Annotated in this window: 13 protein-coding genes; 7 read left to right on the forward strand and 6 right to left on the reverse strand. The window is 63.5% G+C overall.

Annotated elements, in window-relative coordinates; translation table 11 throughout:
* Positions 1 to 42: 42 nt before the first annotated feature.
* Genes ACQY4S_RS09005 through ACQY4S_RS09015 form a run of 3 tightly spaced genes read left to right on the forward strand, consistent with a single transcriptional unit; the run spans position 43 to position 3658 of the window.
* Positions 43 to 1347 carry a paraquat-inducible protein A gene (locus tag ACQY4S_RS09005; RefSeq protein ID WP_428484866.1) on the forward strand — a complete coding sequence of 435 codons (1305 nt, stop codon included), beginning with the start codon at positions 43 to 45 and terminating at the stop codon, positions 1345 to 1347.
* Positions 1344 to 3083 carry an intermembrane transport protein PqiB gene (locus ACQY4S_RS09010; RefSeq protein WP_428484867.1) on the forward strand — a complete coding sequence of 580 codons (1740 nt, stop codon included), beginning with the start codon at positions 1344 to 1346 and terminating at the stop codon, positions 3081 to 3083. Before ACQY4S_RS09005 ends, ACQY4S_RS09010 begins: the two co-directional genes overlap by 4 nt.
* Complete coding sequence (locus ACQY4S_RS09015) at positions 3083 to 3658, forward strand: PqiC family protein (RefSeq protein ID WP_428484868.1); 576 nt, start codon at positions 3083 to 3085, stop codon at positions 3656 to 3658. Before ACQY4S_RS09010 ends, ACQY4S_RS09015 begins: the two co-directional genes overlap by 1 nt.
* Before the next feature lie 147 nt (positions 3659 to 3805).
* On the opposite strand, the gene thiD is transcribed toward ACQY4S_RS09015, so the two are convergent.
* The 5 genes from thiD to ACQY4S_RS09040 all read right to left on the reverse strand — a co-directional run bounded on the left by thiD (position 3806) and on the right by ACQY4S_RS09040 (position 7608).
* On the reverse strand, positions 3806 to 4615 hold the full coding sequence (thiD, locus tag ACQY4S_RS09020; RefSeq protein WP_428486247.1) for a bifunctional hydroxymethylpyrimidine kinase/phosphomethylpyrimidine kinase: 810 nt from the start codon (positions 4613 to 4615) through the stop codon (positions 3806 to 3808).
* The gene (glmM, locus tag ACQY4S_RS09025; RefSeq protein WP_428484869.1) at positions 4615 to 6015 is read right to left on the reverse strand and encodes a phosphoglucosamine mutase; all 1401 of its coding nucleotides are present in this window, start codon (positions 6013 to 6015) and stop codon (positions 4615 to 4617) included. Before glmM ends, thiD begins: the two co-directional genes overlap by 1 nt.
* 80 nt (positions 6016 to 6095) lie before the next feature.
* Positions 6096 to 6929, reverse strand: coding sequence for a dihydropteroate synthase (gene folP / locus ACQY4S_RS09030; protein ID WP_428484870.1), 834 nt, complete (start codon positions 6927 to 6929; stop codon positions 6096 to 6098).
* Positions 6929 to 7081: a hypothetical protein gene (locus ACQY4S_RS09035; protein WP_428484871.1), complete on the reverse strand. Its 153-nt coding sequence runs from the start codon at positions 7079 to 7081 to the stop codon at positions 6929 to 6931. Before ACQY4S_RS09035 ends, folP begins: the two co-directional genes overlap by 1 nt.
* Positions 7075 to 7608, reverse strand: a complete 534-nt coding sequence (locus ACQY4S_RS09040; protein ID WP_428484872.1) for an RNA polymerase sigma factor — start codon at positions 7606 to 7608, stop codon at positions 7075 to 7077. The genes ACQY4S_RS09035 and ACQY4S_RS09040 overlap by 7 nt, the downstream gene beginning before the upstream one ends.
* A gap of 1041 nt (positions 7609 to 8649) precedes the next feature.
* On the opposite strand from ACQY4S_RS09040, the gene ACQY4S_RS09045 reads away from it, so the two are divergent.
* Genes ACQY4S_RS09045 through ACQY4S_RS09055 form a run of 3 tightly spaced genes read left to right on the forward strand, consistent with a single transcriptional unit; the run spans position 8650 to position 13517 of the window.
* On the forward strand, positions 8650 to 10596 hold the full coding sequence (locus ACQY4S_RS09045; protein WP_428484873.1) for a PrkA family serine protein kinase: 1947 nt from the start codon (positions 8650 to 8652) through the stop codon (positions 10594 to 10596).
* A gap of 39 nt (positions 10597 to 10635) precedes the next feature.
* Positions 10636 to 11940 carry a YeaH/YhbH family protein gene (locus ACQY4S_RS09050; protein WP_428484874.1) on the forward strand — a complete coding sequence of 435 codons (1305 nt, stop codon included), beginning with the start codon at positions 10636 to 10638 and terminating at the stop codon, positions 11938 to 11940.
* The gene (locus ACQY4S_RS09055; RefSeq protein ID WP_428484875.1) at positions 11937 to 13517 is read left to right on the forward strand and encodes a SpoVR family protein; all 1581 of its coding nucleotides are present in this window, start codon (positions 11937 to 11939) and stop codon (positions 13515 to 13517) included. Before ACQY4S_RS09050 ends, ACQY4S_RS09055 begins: the two co-directional genes overlap by 4 nt.
* A 78-nt stretch (positions 13518 to 13595) precedes the next feature.
* Here the strand turns inward: ACQY4S_RS09055 and ACQY4S_RS09060 are convergent, their stop codons facing one another.
* Positions 13596 to 14483, reverse strand: coding sequence for a polysaccharide deacetylase family protein (locus ACQY4S_RS09060; RefSeq protein ID WP_428484876.1), 888 nt, complete (start codon positions 14481 to 14483; stop codon positions 13596 to 13598).
* A 68-nt stretch (positions 14484 to 14551) separates the two neighbouring features.
* On the opposite strand from ACQY4S_RS09060, the gene ACQY4S_RS09065 reads away from it, so the two are divergent.
* The gene (locus ACQY4S_RS09065) at positions 14552 to 15946 is read left to right on the forward strand and encodes an amidase family protein (RefSeq protein WP_428484877.1); all 1395 of its coding nucleotides are present in this window, start codon (positions 14552 to 14554) and stop codon (positions 15944 to 15946) included.
* The last annotated feature ends 2 nt before the right edge of the window (positions 15947 to 15948 follow it).

Raw genomic sequence — 15948 nt, forward strand, 5'->3', positions numbered from 1 at the left:
GACGTTCGTGCGCATAGCAACCTGTCAGCCACCCGGCATTCCATGAGCTCCACAACGGCTTCCGTGGCGGAAGCGGTTTCGGTCACCAGCCCACGCCTGCAGGAATGCCGTGATTGCGGCCTGATGCAGGTGCTGCCGGCCATGCCGCCGGCCAGTCGCGTGGTCTGCCTGCGCTGCGACTCGGTCTTGCGGCGCACCAAGTATCATCCGCTGCTGCTCCCGGCGATGCTGAACGTCTCCGCGCTGATCCTGTTGGCCGTCGGCGCCACGCTGACCATCATGTCGGTGACCGAGGGTGGACAGGAGCGCTCCGCGGCCCTGGTCAGCGGCCCGACGATCCTGGAGCAGTACGGGCTGTGGGAACTCTCGCTCGTGGTTCTCGTCACCACGCTCGCCGCCCCGCTTGCCCGGGTGCTTTGCATGCTGACGGTTCTCGCCGGCCTTCACCTGCCCCGGCCGCCTGCCGAGCTTCGGGCAATTTTCGCCTGGGTCGGGCATCTCAAGCCCTGGTCGATGGTGGAGATCTACCTGTTGGGTTTGTTCGTCGCCTATGTCCGCCTCAGCGGCATGGCGCAAGTCGACCTTGGGCCGGCGGTCTACGCCCTGGGCGGCCTGATGGCGATGATGGTCGGGGCCGACGTGACGCTCGATGAACAGGCGGTCTGGGAGGCAATGGAACCGCCAAATCGGCGCCGGCGGACGCGGGAACGGCCGACGCCGGTGAACACTATTCCCGACACCGCCCGCCGCTGGCGCATCGGCTGCGACACCTGCCGCCTGGTCAGCAGAGCCGCACCGGGTATGCACTGTCCCCGCTGCGGATTTCGGCTGCATGATCGAAAACCCCGGTCGATCGAGCGAACCTGGGCCTATGTTCTTGCCGCGATGACGCTCTATGTTCCCGCCAATTTCTTTCCAGTGCTGACCGTGGTGCGGCTCGGCGCCGGACAACCCAGCACGATCCTGGGCGGCGTGCAGGAACTGGTGGATTACGGCATGTGGCCGCTCGCGGCGCTGGTCTTCTTCGCCAGCGTCGCGGTGCCGATGCTCAAGCTTGTTGGGCTGTGCACGCTGCTAACCTTGACCCAGCTTGGCAATACACGCTGCCTGCATGATCGGACCGTGCTGTATCGGATCGTCGAGGCGATCGGCCGGTGGTCGATGATCGACATCTTCATGGAATCGATCCTGGTCGCGCTGGTCCAGTTCGGCACCCTTGCCAGCGTGTATCCTGGTCCAGGCGCGCTTGCCTTCGCAGCGGTGGTGATCCTGACCATGCTGGCGGCGCGCAGCTTCGATCCGCGCCTGATGTGGGATAATGCTCGGACCAGAACCGAGGCGGCATGAACGATCCCCTCCCCCCAACGCCCTCATTGGCGCCCGCTTCGTCACCCGCGGCGCCACATCACCCGACCGCCGTCCTGCGCACCCGCATCGATCGCAAGCGTCGCATCTCGCTGATCTGGGCGATCCCCGTGGTGACGCTGTGCATCGGCGTCTGGCTGGCGTGGCAGACGATTTCCGAACGCGGGCCGCTGATCACCATCACCTTCGAGACCGCGGAGGGATTGGCCGCGGATCAGTCCCATGTCAGGCACAAGGACGTCGACATGGGGGTAGTGCGCAAGGTCGCGCTGACCCCGGATGGCAAGCGCGTGCAGGTCACGGTGCGGATGAACAAGGAGGCCAATCCGCTGCTGACCGACAAGACGGATTTCTGGGTCGTGCGGCCACGGTTCTTCGCGGGCTCTATCAGCGGCCTGCAAACGCTGATATCCGGCTCGTATATCGATATGCTTCCCGCCGCGCCGGGCGGCGAGCCGAAACGCGACTTTGTCGGTCTGGAAAATCCGCCGGTGCTGCAATCTGACGTGCCGGGCCGTACTTTCCTGCTGCAGGCGAACCGCATCGGCTCGATCAGCCTGGGGTCGCCGGTGATGTATCGCGACCTCGACGTCGGCGAAGTGCTGGGGTGGGACATTGGCGAGATGGCCCGCAGTATCGTCATCCATGTCTTCGTGCGGGAGCCGTTTGACAAGTATGTCCACGATGGCTCGTTGTTCTGGAACGCCTCCGGCGCCAACATCCACCTCGGCGCCAATGGCTTGCAGCTCCAGGTCGAGTCCCTGCGCGCCATCGTCCTGGGCGGCATTGCCTTCCAGACGCCGGATGAGCAGACGCCAACCGCGGAGAGCCAGCCGGATTACGCCTTCACCCTGTTTCAGACAAAGGAAGCGGCCGAGGATTCAACCTTCAAGCGCAGCGTGACGGCCGTCGCCAATCTGACGACATCCGTGGCCGGCCTGGGGGAAGGTTCGCCGGTGACCTTGCATGGCATCAAGATCGGCGAGGTCACCAGCGTCTCCCTGGTCTACGACCGCAGCACCGACACCGTCATCTCGCCGGTGCATTTCACCATGGAACCCGAGCGTGTCGAGAGTCTGGAACTTCCGACTGGCGGCAGTCTCGATGCCAAGATGCGGGAACTTGTGCAGCGGGGGCTGCGCGTGGAGTTACAGACATCGAGCTTCCTGACTGGGCAGAAGGAACTGGCCATCGACCTCTTCCCCCATGCTGGTCCGGCGAACCTGGAAAAGCAGGACGGGTCCTATGTCATCCCGGTCCTCGGCGGCGGCAGTGACGACGTCATGACGGCGGCGACCAACCTGATGAACCGCGTCAACGGCATCCCGTTCGAGGCGATCGGCCAGAACCTGAGCCAGACCCTGGCCGGGACGAGTGCGCTGGTGAACGACAAGCAGCTTGCCGAGACCGTCTCGACCCTGCAATCAACCCTGGCCAGCACCCAAACGCTGGTGAACAGCCTGAACAAGGGGATGACGCCGATGCTCCAGCGGCTGCCGGCGATATCCACCAGTCTGGAGGACTCGGTGAAGCGGACCGACAAGCTGATCGGATCGGTGGAAACCGGCTACGGCGGCGATTCACGCTTCAGCCGCGACATCGGCCAGATGCTGATGCAGTTGTCCGATGCGGCAAGGTCGATCCGGGTGCTGGCGGACCTGCTGTCCCGTCACCCGGAGGCGCTGATCCGCGGCCGCACGGATCAAGGGACGCAGTAATGCCTTTGATGTCTTCGGAAATGCCGCGGCGGGCCGCCTTGCTGCTGCTGGCGGCGGCGCCTGCTGCTTGCACCTCGCCCAACCCGATCCTGTATGTCCTCGCACCGGTGCCCGGAACGATCCTGACAGGTGCGCCGCGGAATGTCGCACTGCGCGCGATCAGCCTGGCACGCTACCTCGAACGCTCGCAGATCGTCCGTTCATCCGAAGGCTATCGCCTGGATGTGCTGTCGAATGAGTGGTGGGGTGAGCCGCTTGATGCCTTGATGAACCGCATCCTGGTGCAGGAACTGGCGCAACGGCTGCCCGGCAGCACGGTGTATGCCGACAATGGCGCCATCTCCATGCCACCGGACGCGACGGTGGAAATCAACCTCCAGCGCTTCGATCTCGACCACACCGGCGCCGTGCTGCTGCTGGCGCAGGTTGCCGTGCGCGGCCACCCGACAGCCGAACGCGGCATATCGCTGACGGTGAGGCCGTCGGATCAGACAACCTCCGCCCTGGTTGCGGCCATGAGTACCGCGGTCGGCCGGCTTGCCGATGCGATCGCGGCACTGCTGGTGGGACAGTAGGCGTTTCAGCCAGCGCCCGCGCCGACCGCGGCTTCATCCGACTTGGACTATGACCGCGTGAGGGTGCGTCTTCGCCGGTGTCCAATCTTGCATGATGCTGTGTTTGATCGCGTGCATGACGCCTTCTGACGGGTCAGCCCCAGGCGGTCACGCGTCAAGTCGGTTCAGATCAACCGTGACAGCATGATCCAGCGGCCCATGACCCTGGCCCAGGCCAGGCGCGGCGGTGATCGCCGCCCTGACATAGGCGCGCGCGCGCCTGACCGCATCGAGCAGGCTCATGCCCTGGGCCAGCCCAGCAGCCACGGCCGATGCGGTCGTGCATCCGGTGCCGTGGATGTGCCTGGTCTTGATGCGCGGCGCGACGAAAGCCTCAATGCCATCGGCGGTCGCCAGCAGATCCACCAGCCTGTCGGATGGCAGGTGGCCGCCTTTCAGCAGAACCGATGGGACCCCCAGCGCAAGCAGGGCCGTGGCGGCAACCGACATATCCGCTTCGGTCTTGATCGACAGGCCGGTCAGCGCCTCGGCCTCCGGCAGGTTGGGCGTGATCACAACGGCCATCGGCAGCAGGCGTCGTCGCAGGCTGTCGACAGCATCCGGGGCGAGAAGATGATGCCCACCCTTTGCCACCATCACCGGATCGAGGACCACGGGCACGCCCGGCGCGTGAACCGCCAGCGCGTCACACACCGTCTCGATCGTCGCAATATCGCCCAGCATGCCGATCTTGATCACGTCGGCGCCAATGTCATCCATCACCACGGCGATCTGCTGGCGGATGAAATCCGGCAGGACCGGCAGAACGCCATGCACACCGAGGGTGTTCTGAGCGGTCAGTGCCGTAATGGCCGTGGCGGCGAAGGCGCCCAATGCCGTGACGGTCTTGATGTCAGCCTGAATACCCGCGCCGCCGCCCGAATCCGAACCCGCGATGATCAGGACGCGGCCATGCATCATCCGGCGACTTCCCGCTGTGTCACGTCGATCCCGGCCGCTCCCCCGGTCCGCGTCACCTCGGCGATGACTTCACACAAGGAATCGACCACCTCGGCAACCATTGCGCCGTCCTCACCTTCGGCCATGACCCGCACCAGCGGTTCGGTTCCGCTTTCCCGGATCAACAGCCGGCCGGTGCCGTTCAGTCGTTGCTCGGCATCCCGGATCGCCGCCTGGACAGCACCATCGCGCAGCGGCGACATGCCGATGAACCGGACATTCTTCAGGCGCTGCGGCAGACGCTCGAACACCCGACAGGCTTCCGACGCGGCGCAGTCCTGCTGCACCAGCACCGCCAGGACTTGCAGCGCCGCCAGCAACCCATCGCCAGTCGTGGCGAAATCGGACAGGATCAGGTGACCAGACTGTTCGCCGCCGATATTCATACCGGTCGCGCGCATATGTTCGGCAACATACCGATCGCCAACCTTTGTCCGGTGCAGCGCCAGACCGCGCGCGGCCAAGTACCGCTCAAGGCCGAGGTTGGACATGACCGTCGCCACGATCCCGCCGCCAAGCAGCAGCCCGGCCTGGTGCCATGACTGTGCAATCAGCGCCAGTATCTGGTCGCCATCGACCAGCTCACCCGCCTCATCGGCGATCAGTACCCGATCGGCATCGCCGTCCAACGCAATGCCCAGATGGGCGCCATGCTCAATCACCTTCGCGCAGATGAATTCGGGAACGGTCGAGCCGCAAGCCTTGTTGATGTTGAACCCATCCGGGGCAACGCCAACCGGGATGACCGTCGCGCCGAGTTCCCACAACACGGTGGGTGCAACCTTGTAGGCGGCACCATTGGCGCAATCGATGACGATGCGCAGCCCGTCCAGCCGCAGCCCCCTTGGGAAGCTCGCCTTCGCCGCCTCGATATAGCGACCCGCCGCATCCTCCAGCCGAGCCGCGCGGCCCAGGTCGGCTGAGTCCGCCAGCCGGCCGGCAAAGCCGCTGTCCATCAACGTCTCAATTTCCAGTTCGTTCGCGTCGGACAGCTTGGTGCCGTCCGGCCCGAACAGCTTAATCCCATTATCCTCATAGGGATTGTGCGAGGCCGATATCATGACGCCCAGGTCGGCGCGCAGGGAGCGGGTCAGCATGGCGACGGCGGGCGTCGGCAAAGGGCCAAGCAGCGTCACGTCCATGCCGGCACCGATGAAGCCGGCAGTCAAGGCTGGTTCGATCATATAGCCGGACAGCCTGGTATCCTTGCCGATCACGACACGATGGCGATGCGCGCCGCGGGTGAACATCAGGCCCGCCGCCTGACCCAGCCGCAAGGCGATCCCGGCGGTCATCGGATCCGAGTTAGCCTTGCCCCGAATGCCGTCGGTGCCGAACAGCCGTCTTGCCTTGCTCATAACGCTCCCACCGGCCGAACGCATCAACGCGTCCGGCGCGTCTAATTGAATGTCCCGGTTCAAGGAAGCACAAGTATAGTTCATCCCGACAATGAATGCCAAACACGAACGGCTTGGGCCGTCTCCCGCACGTCGTGCACGCGCAGGATTGAAGCGCCGCGTGCCAGCGCGAACAGGCCGGCGGCCAGCGAACCCCCCAGACGATGGTCCGGCCGGCTTTCGTGCGACAGTCTGCCAATGAAGATCTTGCGGGATACGCCGACCACTACCGGGTAACCTAGATTGGCCAGGACGGGCAGGCCACGCAGCAGGGCGGGCGATTGGTCGCCCAGCTTGGCGAAGCCGATCCCTGGGTCGATGGCGATCTGTTCGGCCCGGATACCCGCCTGCCGCGCCGCGGCGACACGCTCCAGTAGTTCGTCCCGCACCTCGGCGACCACGTCGCCATAGTGCGCCAGCGCATTCATGCTCGCCGGCGTGCCGCGCATGTGCATCAGCACCACCGGGCAGCCATGCTCCGCCACAACGGCGGCAGCCTGCTTGTCGTAAGTCAGGCCGGACACGTCGTTGACGATGGCGGCACCGGCCGCGAGCGCCGCCGCCATGGTCGCGGCATTGCGGGTGTCCACCGAGACCCGCACCGATGCCGCCGCCAGCGCGCGGATCACCGGGATGATCCGGTCCTGTTCCTGATCGGGCGCGATCGCCGATGCTCCTGGCCTGGCGCTCTCGCCACCCACGTCGACGATGTCCGCGCCATCCGCCGCCATGGCCAGGCCGGCGGCGATCGCCGTGTCCGGATTCATGCGGCGACCGCCATCGCTGAAGCTGTCAGGCGTCACATTCAGCACGCCCATGACACGCGGCTGATCCAGTGCGAGTTCCGCCCAATGGGTTCCGGGTGACAACATCATTACAGCCAGCCGGCACCGATATTCGCCAGTACGACCGTCGCGGGCCGCCTGGCGGACACCATCATCCGCTCGATGAGGCCAGGACGCTGCGCCTGGGTTGGCTGGCGAGACGGTGTCGCCGCAAGCACCGGCACCGGGCTACCGGTCAACACGTCCATCGCCTGGCGCACCGTGACCGCGCCCGGTGCAGCAGCACACGCTGATTTTCCGACAAGATTTTAAGCAACTTGCACGCTTCTTCGGCAGTCTGTCCTTCCATGTCGCCGAGCACCAGTACGGCCCGTCGAGCGTGCGGCAGCCGCTCGATGATCTCGTGCACGTGGTCCCAGAGCTGACGGCCAGCGACAATCCGTTCGGCGCTGATGCTGTCCCACACGCAAGGTTCCGCCTCCAATGGCCGTCCGGCTTGAACGCCGAAAGCGCTATGCCCCTCTCCCGCACGTCTTCCCCGCTTCGCCGCTGTAACGCTCGGCAGGCAGGCCAACAAGACGCCGCTTATGCCTCGCGCGGCGGCGGGCGCATTGCGGACAATCGAGAAGATCCAGGTGACGACGCTGGATCGGTTCTTGAAGCGGCCGATGCCGCCGAACACGGCCAGCCAGGCATCCTGCACCGCTTCCTCGGCCTGCGTCTGGCTCCCGATCAAGGACAGCGCGGCGCTGATCCGTCGCTGCGTCACCGATCCATCCAAATGACGGCAGTGAGCGAGGGTATGGCGATGCCTGGTTGTCGCGACATGACGGAGCTGGTAACCGACTGGCTTGAGGGAAGCTGCCATTTCGCCGGCGTCTGAAGGCGCGATTGCATCTTTCTCTGTGCCAGGCCTGCAGCCGATATCTTGATCAGATGTGGCGGCTCTGACGTTGCTTCAGGAAGCGCCGGCCCCGGTGCTTTCCAGACAGCAGGAAGATTAGCTGATACAACTGGTTGATCCATCCTTGTCGCCTCATTGACGCCGAGTGGATGATTGCCGAGGCACGTGCCTTGCGACATGGCAACGGCTGCCCATAGATGGATCATACGAAGATTTTCATCGCACCGGATCACGGCTGGTGTAGCGTTCAGACATGGTTGGCAGGCTCGGAGTCGCGTTGCGCGAAATTAACCTTTTTTTAACCATATATGTGTATTCAACTGCGATGGACCTAGTCGCAGCGGGCCATGACTTTCGGCTTGAGGAGTGGCCTCAATGCATCTGAAAGCTTTTGAGCCAACCAAGACCAGAGCGCCAGCAAGGCCACTTTCGACTTTACCCAATCAGACTGAACGGTTTGCTTCGAGCAAGACTGTCGCTAGTAATTTTGTTGGTCAGCCGGCGATTTTTCTTGAAATGCAGATGCCAGCCTTTCACACTCCCGTGATTGGAAGCGCAGGTTGCCTTGATCGCCACCTGCCTGCCGCACTTCCATGGGCTGATCCTTCGGTGCTGGTTGGTGAACCCCGAGGCGACCGACCAGGCGAGCCCGAGACGGCGAAGCGGTTCACGGCGGCTTATCCGAATTGGTTCCGGCGCCGAGCCGGCAAAGAACAGCGACACAAGTGACTTGATTACGTAAATGCGATGGAAGTGGAGTTTGATCCGCTGATGCCCAGATGAACGCACCTGCGAAAAACATTCCCGCGACACCCCCGCAATTCGCCTCGGTTGCACCCATCTTGCATTGTGAAATGCTGGTGACGGTAAGTGGCCGTGGCACCACCCTTAACGATGGAGCTGCCGATGCAGCCGGTCGATGATATTTTTTCCGCTTACACGCGCGGTTTTGTGGCTTTCCGCGAAGCAGAGATGTCACTCGCGGAGTACCTGGAGACTTGCCGCGAGGATCCGTTGATCTACGCAACCGCGCAGGAACGGTTGCTGGCGGCGATCGGCGATGCCGAAATGGTCGACACGTCAAAAGACGCGCGCCTGGGCCGCATCTTCATGAACCGGACCATCCGGGTCTATCCGGCATTCAGTGAATTCTATGGTATGGAAGAGACGATCGAGCGCATCGTCGGCTTCTTGCGCCATGCGGCACAAGGTCTGGAAGAGCGCAAGCAGATCATGTACCTGCTTGGTCCGGTCGGCGGCGGAAAATCGTCCCTGGCCGAACGGCTGAAGGCGTTGATGGAGAACGCGCCCATCTACGTGCTGAAGGCCGGTGACGACCTCAGCCCGGTGTTCGAAAATCCGCTTGGTCTGTTTGATCCCGAGCGCATGGGCGTGCTGCTGGAAGACCGCTACGGTATCCCGCGGCGGCGGCTGACCGGGCTGATGAGCCCCTGGTGCATCAAGCGCCTGGATGAATTCGGCGGCGACATCTCCAAGTTCCGGGTGCAGAAGATCACCCCGTCCCGCCTGCGTCAGATCGGCATCGCCAAGACTGAACCGGGTGATGAGAACAATCAGGACATCTCTTCGCTCGTCGGCAAGGTCGACATCCGCAAGCTGGAGTTGCATTCCCAGAACGATCCCGATGCCTACAGCTACTCGGGCGGCCTGAACCGGGCCAACCAGGGCATGCTCGAGTTCGTCGAGATGTTCAAGGCGCCGATCAAGATGCTGCACCCGCTGCTGACGGCGACCCAGGAAGGCAACTACATCGGCACGGAGAACATTGGCGCCATCCCGTTCCAGGGGATCATCATGGCGCACTCCAACGAGTCGGAGTGGCAGAGTTTCAAGAACAACAAGAACAACGAAGCCTTTATCGATCGCATCTACGTCATCAAGGTGCCGTACTGCCTGCGCGTCGCGGAGGAGCAGAAGATCTACGACAAGCTGGTGTCGCGGTCGGAGCTGGGAGCGGCGCCGTGTGCCCCGGCGACATTGGAAATGCTGGCCCGTTTTTCGGTCCTCAGCCGGCTCAAGCGGCACGAGAACTCCACGCTGTTCGCCAAGATGCGGGTCTACGACGGCGAAAGCCTGAAGGAAACCGACCCGCGCGCGCGCAGCCTGCAGGAATACAAGGATACAGCCGGCGTCGAGGAAGGCATGGACGGCGCCTCTACCCGCTTCGCCTTCAAGGTTCTGGCCGCTACCTTCAACCACGACACGACCGAGATCGCGGCCGATCCGGTGCATCTGATGTATGTGCTGGAACAGTCGATCCGGCGGGAGCAGATGCCGCAGGAAGCCGAGAAGCGCTATCTGGAGTTCATCAAGGGCGAGCTTGCACCCCGCTACGCCGAGTTCATCGGCAATGAAATTCAGAAGGCATATCTCGAGTCCTATCACGACTACGGCCAGAACCTGTTCGATCGCTACGTCTCCTATGCCGACGCGTGGATCGAGGATATTGACTTCAAGGACGCCGACACAGGACAGTTGCTGAATCGCGAACTTCTTAACCAGGAGCTGACCAAGGTCGAAAAGCCCGCCGGCATCGCCAATCCCAAGGACTTCCGGAACGAGGTGGTGAAGTTCTGCCTGCGGGCGAGAGCGAACAACAACGGCAAGAATCCGTCCTGGACAAGCTATGAGAAGATCCGCGACGTGATCGAGCGGCGCATGTTCAGCCAAGTCGAGGAGTTGCTCCCGGTGATCAGCTTCGGTTCGAAAAAGGACAGTGACACCGAAAAGAAACACACGGACTTTGTTGAACGGATGACAGCCCGCGGTTACACGGAACGGCAGGTGCGTCGCCTCGTGGAGTGGTATATGCGGGTCAAGCAGGCTGGCTGATGCGCTCAGCCCAACCAACCAAGGTCGTACAGGCACCCAATGCATATCGTTGACCGTCGCCTGAACCCGAGCGGGAAAAATCTCGCCAACCGTCAGCGTTTCATGCGACGGGCCAAATCGCAGATCCGCAAGGCTGTGCACGAGAGTTCGGGCAGTCGCAGCATCAAGGATGCCGACGAAGGGGGAGAGGTTGTCCTGCCGGCGCAAGGCGTGCACGAACCGTCCTTCCGCCGCGGCTCCTCCGGCGGCATCCGCGACCACCTGCTGCCGGGAAACAAGGAATACATCGCCGGCGATACCATTCAGCGGCCGCCGAATGGCGGCGGCGGTGGCGGCTCCGAAGGCAGCCCGGATGGCGAGGGTGAGGACGATTTTCGCTTTGCGCTGTCGCGCGAGGAGTTTGTCGATCTGTTTCTCGAGGATCTGGAGCTTCCCGATCTTGCCAAGCGTCGCGTGGTGAACGCCGAGGCCGTCGTGTTCCACCGGGCCGGCTATTCCGTGACCGGCTCGCCGGCCAATCTTGCGCTGAACCGAACCGTGCGGAACAGTCTGTCGCGACGCATCGCGCTGCGCCGGCCGAAGCCGGAGGAACTGCAGGCGCTGCGTGACGAGATCGAGGCGCTCGATGAAGGCCAGGACGAGCCCCGGCGCCTGGCACTTGAGGAGGAACTGCAACGCAAGCAGCGTCGGACCGGCCTGATCCCTTTCATCGATCCGCTGGATGTCCGCTACAAGCGGTTCGACCCGATGCCCAAGCCGGTTGCGCAGGCCGTGATGTTCTGCCTGATGGACGTGTCCGGCTCGATGACCGAACACATGAAGGATCTGGCCAAGCGCTTCTACGTGCTGCTGTATATCTTTCTGAAGCGCCGCTACAAGAACGTCGAGGTGGTGTTTATCCGCCACACCCATCAGGCATCGGAAGTCGATGAGGAAACCTTCTTCAACAGCCCGGAAACCGGCGGCACCGTGGTGTCAACGGCGTTGGAGGAAATGCAGAAGGTCATCGACGAACGCTACAGCCCGGACAACTGGAATATCTACGCGGCTCAGGCATCGGATGGCGATAACACCGCCAGCGACAACGACAAGACGGCGGCCCTGCTGACCCGGACGATCCTGCCGGCGTGCCAGTACTATGCCTACCTGGAAGTGGGCCGCGACTCGGAGCATTTTCCGCCTGGCTTCATCCGGCGCGACAGTGATCTGTGGCAGACCTACTCCTCGATCATTCGCAACGGCGCGCCAATGGCCATGCGCAAGGTTGGGCACCGGCGAGACATCTATCCGGTATTCCGGGAGTTGTTCGCCAAAAAGCACGGGGCGGAGGCCGCGGCCGAATGAGCACGACACTTGATACAAAGCCTGGACTGCGGGCGGAGCGTCCGCTGTTTGAAAGCGCCGACTGGGGCTTTGAAATCATTCAGCGCTGCCACGACGAAATTGCCAAGATCGCCCGCGAGGAAATGGGGCTGGATGTCTATCCGAACCAGATCGAGGTGATCGGCACCGAGCAGATGCTGGATGCATACTCGTCGATCGGCATGCCGCTGTTCTACAAGCACTGGTCGTTTGGCAAGCATTTTGCCCGGAACCAGGCGCTTTATCAGGCCGGTATGCAAGGGCTGGCTTACGAGATCGTTATCAATTCCAACCCGTGCATCAGCTACATCATGGAGGAAAATACCGCCACGATGCAGACGCTGGTGATCGCGCACGCGGCGTTCGGGCACAACCATTTTTTCAAGAACAACTACCTGTTCCAGCAGTGGACCGATGCCAATGGCATCCTGGATTACCTGGAATTTGCCCGCGATTACATCATGTCCTGCGAGCAACGCTACGGCGAAGTGGCCGTCGAGCGCTTGCTGGATGCCGCGCACGCCCTGATGAGCCACGGCGTCCATAAATATCCTCGCCCGCGCACCACCGATCTCCGCTCGGAAGAAAAGCGGGAGCGCGAACGGCGGGAGCATGACGAGAAGGTCTTCAACGACCTGTGGCGCACGGTTCCCGGCAAGGAAAATGTTCGCCAAGATCCCACCGCCGAGGAACGCCGCAAGGCGCTGTTGCAGCTTCCACAGGAAAATGTCCTGTATTTCCTGGAAAAGACCGCGCCGCGGCTGGCGCCCTGGCAGCGCGAAATCCTCCGCATTGTTCGCATCATCGCGCAGTATTTCTACCCTCAGTCGCAGACCAAGGTGATGAACGAGGGCTGCGCGACTTACGTGCACTACACGATCATGAACCGGCTGCATGAAAAGGGCCTGCTGACCGACGGCGCGATGGTCGAGTTCCTGAAATCCCACACCAACGTGGTGTTCCAGCCAGAATTCGATGATCCCCGATATTCCGGTATCAATCCCTATGCGCTTGGCTTTGCCATGATGCAGGACATCGAGCGCATCTGCACGACGCCGACGGATGAGGACCGGCAATGGTTCCCGCATATCGCCGGCAACGGCGACCATATGGCGGTGCTGCGCGATGTCTGGGCAAACTATCGCGACGAAAGCTTCATCCTGCAATTCCTCAGCCCACGGCTGACACGGCACTTCGGGCTGTTCCACGTGATGGACGACGCCAGCGAACCCAACCTCCGTGTCGAGGCGATCCACGACGAGCGAGGCTATCGCAAGATCAAGCAGGCGCTGGCGAAGCATTACGATATATCGTGGACTGCCGCCGACATCCAGGTGGTGGATGTCAACCTGGCCGGCGACCGGCGACTCATCCTGCATCACCGGGCGCTGAACCGGGTCCTGCTGGATGAGAAGGATACCCGCATGGTGTTGCAGCACCTGGCCGACTTGTGGGGCTACGATGTGTTGATGAAGGAAGTCGACCCGTCGAATGAGACGGTCATGAAGGAACATGCCGCTTCACCGCGGCCGGGCATCGTGCCGATCGAAACCTCGTAGGCTGGCGGGACCATCGGTTGTCGGTCTCGGACATCGTCCCGAGACCGACGTTCAGCTCGCGATACCGAGGCTGCGATGCTACCCTCGGCACCACGCCGCCACCTGGGCGTGGGTGGCGAACCAGCAGCCGCCCTTCGCCTTCATGTGGTGTATCAGGCGCTCCAGCAGCGGCAACCGGGACCGATGGCCGGTGATGTGCGGGTGCATCGTCAGCAGGAACAGGCCACGCTCCTCCCACGCGCCATCAAATTCCGCGGTGAAGATCTCCTCGACGGCCGAGGGTGGCGTGTAAGGCCGAAGCCCGGAAAACCGCAGCATGTTGAAGTAGACGGCGTCGTCGCGGATCCATTCCGGCGGAAGCTCGACAATGCCCGTCGGCTCACCCTGGTCTTCCAGCTCATAGGGATCGTCATCCGCCATCAGGCTGCTGTCGTACAGCAACTTCATCTCGCGGATGATATCCAGCGTGTTGACGGAGAAGTCCCAGCTTGCCGTGCGCATCCCCACCGGCTCCTTGCCGCTGATCTTCGCCAGCGTATCGCGGGACCGCAGCGTCAGCTCGCGTTCCGCCTCGCGCGGCAGGGCGGTGTTCACCTCGTGAATCCACGAGTGAATGCCGATCTCATGGCCATCGGCGGCGACCGCGCGAACCTCCTCGGGATGCAGCAGGGCTGAAACCGCGGGATAGAAGAACGACGCCGGCACCGACTCACGCTCCAGCAGCCGGCGGATCCGCGGCATCGCCTGGCGAGCGCCATACTGGCCCTGGCTGATGCGCATCGGGCTCTCGTCGTTGTCGCGCAGCGGGATCGTCTCATGATCGGCATCGAAACTGATGGCGACGGCGCAGCGCGCGCCCTCGGGCCAGGACGCCGGCTTCAGGCTTCGCCCGCCACGTGCTCGGCCGACCATCTTCCGCCAGGTCTCCTCGGGCCACTGCCAGGGTTCCATTGTAGCTTTGCTCATGCGGGGTTTCCTTCACGCGATGCCGTCGCCATGCTGCACCCGGTTGGCCCCGAAGGAAAAGAGTACCCATGCCCGATACCGACCCCGCCTTGCTCAATGCCGAGGACATGCTGGCCTGCTACGCCCGCGGCCAGCTCAGCCCGGTCGAGGTGCTGCAAGCGACAACCGAGCGTGTCGCCCGTCTGAACCCCGGCTTGAACGCGTTTGCGGTGATGAACCCAGCCGCGCTGCAGGCCGCCGGGGAAAGCGAATCCCGCTGGCGCGCCGGCCGTCCCCTCGGCTGTCTGGACGGGGTGCCCTGCACGGTGAAAGACCTCGTCGATCTGGCCGGCTTCCCGACGCGGCGCGGCAGCCGAACAAGCAGTACCGATCCGGTGGCGGACGATGCGCCGATGGTCATGGGCCTGAAGGCGGCTGGTGCGGTGATCCTCGGCAAGACGACAACGACGGAGTTTGGCTGGAAATCGCCCGGCGACTGCCCTTTGCATGGCATCACCCGCAATCCATGGAACCCGGCCTATACCACCGGCGGGTCCTCGTCCGGGGCTGGCGCGGCAGGCGCGGCGGGATTTGGGCCACTGCATATCGGTACGGATGCCGGCGGTTCGGTGCGTATTCCCGCCGCCTGGTGCGGGCTGGTTGGCCTGAAGCCGACCTATGGACGCATTCCGCAATGGCCGGCCAGCGCCTTCGCCGGCGTTTCCTGCCCCGGTCCGATGACCCGCACCGTGCGCGATGCGGCACTGATGTTCTCCACCATGGCACGGTGGGACCTGCGCGATCCGTTCTGCCTGCCCGACGATCCACGCGACTGGCGAGACGGGATCGAGGACGGCGTCGCCGGCCTGACGGTCGGCATCCTCGGCGATCCCGGCTTCGACGCGCCGACCGATCGCGATGGGGTCGCCGCAGTGGAGCGGGCAGCACAGCTTCTGGCGAATGCCGGCGCTTATGTGGAGCAGGCGGATGCCGGCCTGCCAGATACCAGCAGCGTGTTCGGGCGCGTGTGGGGCGCGGCGCTGGCCCGTCTGGTCGCCGCCCTGCCCTCGCAACTGGCCGAGTTGCTCGACCCTGGGATCCGGCAGGTCGCCGCGGCCTTGGGCGGAATGAGCGCGATTGAATTCATGGATGCCGAGGCCACGCGCGCCGCCGCCGGCCATGCCATGGCTTTGCTGCACCGGCGGTTCGATCTGCTGCTGTGCCCGACGGTGCCGGCGGGGCCGCCGCTGGCCGATGCGACCGTGGCCGACCCGGTGCGGGCGCTATGGACCGATTGGGCGCCTTGGACCTTCACCTTCAATCTGACGCGGCAGCCTGCGATCACCGTGCCGATGGGGCCGCGCGCGGATGGCCTGCCGAATTCGGTGCAGATCGCCGCGGCACAGTTCCGGGATGACTTGGTGCTGCGGGCGGCGCGGGTGATCGAACTGGCGCAGCCGTTCGCCGTGGCGGATCTGCAATAGGG

This window comes from Rhodopila sp. (genome assembly GCF_965276935.1).
GTDB lineage: Bacteria > Pseudomonadota > Alphaproteobacteria > Acetobacterales > Acetobacteraceae > Rhodopila.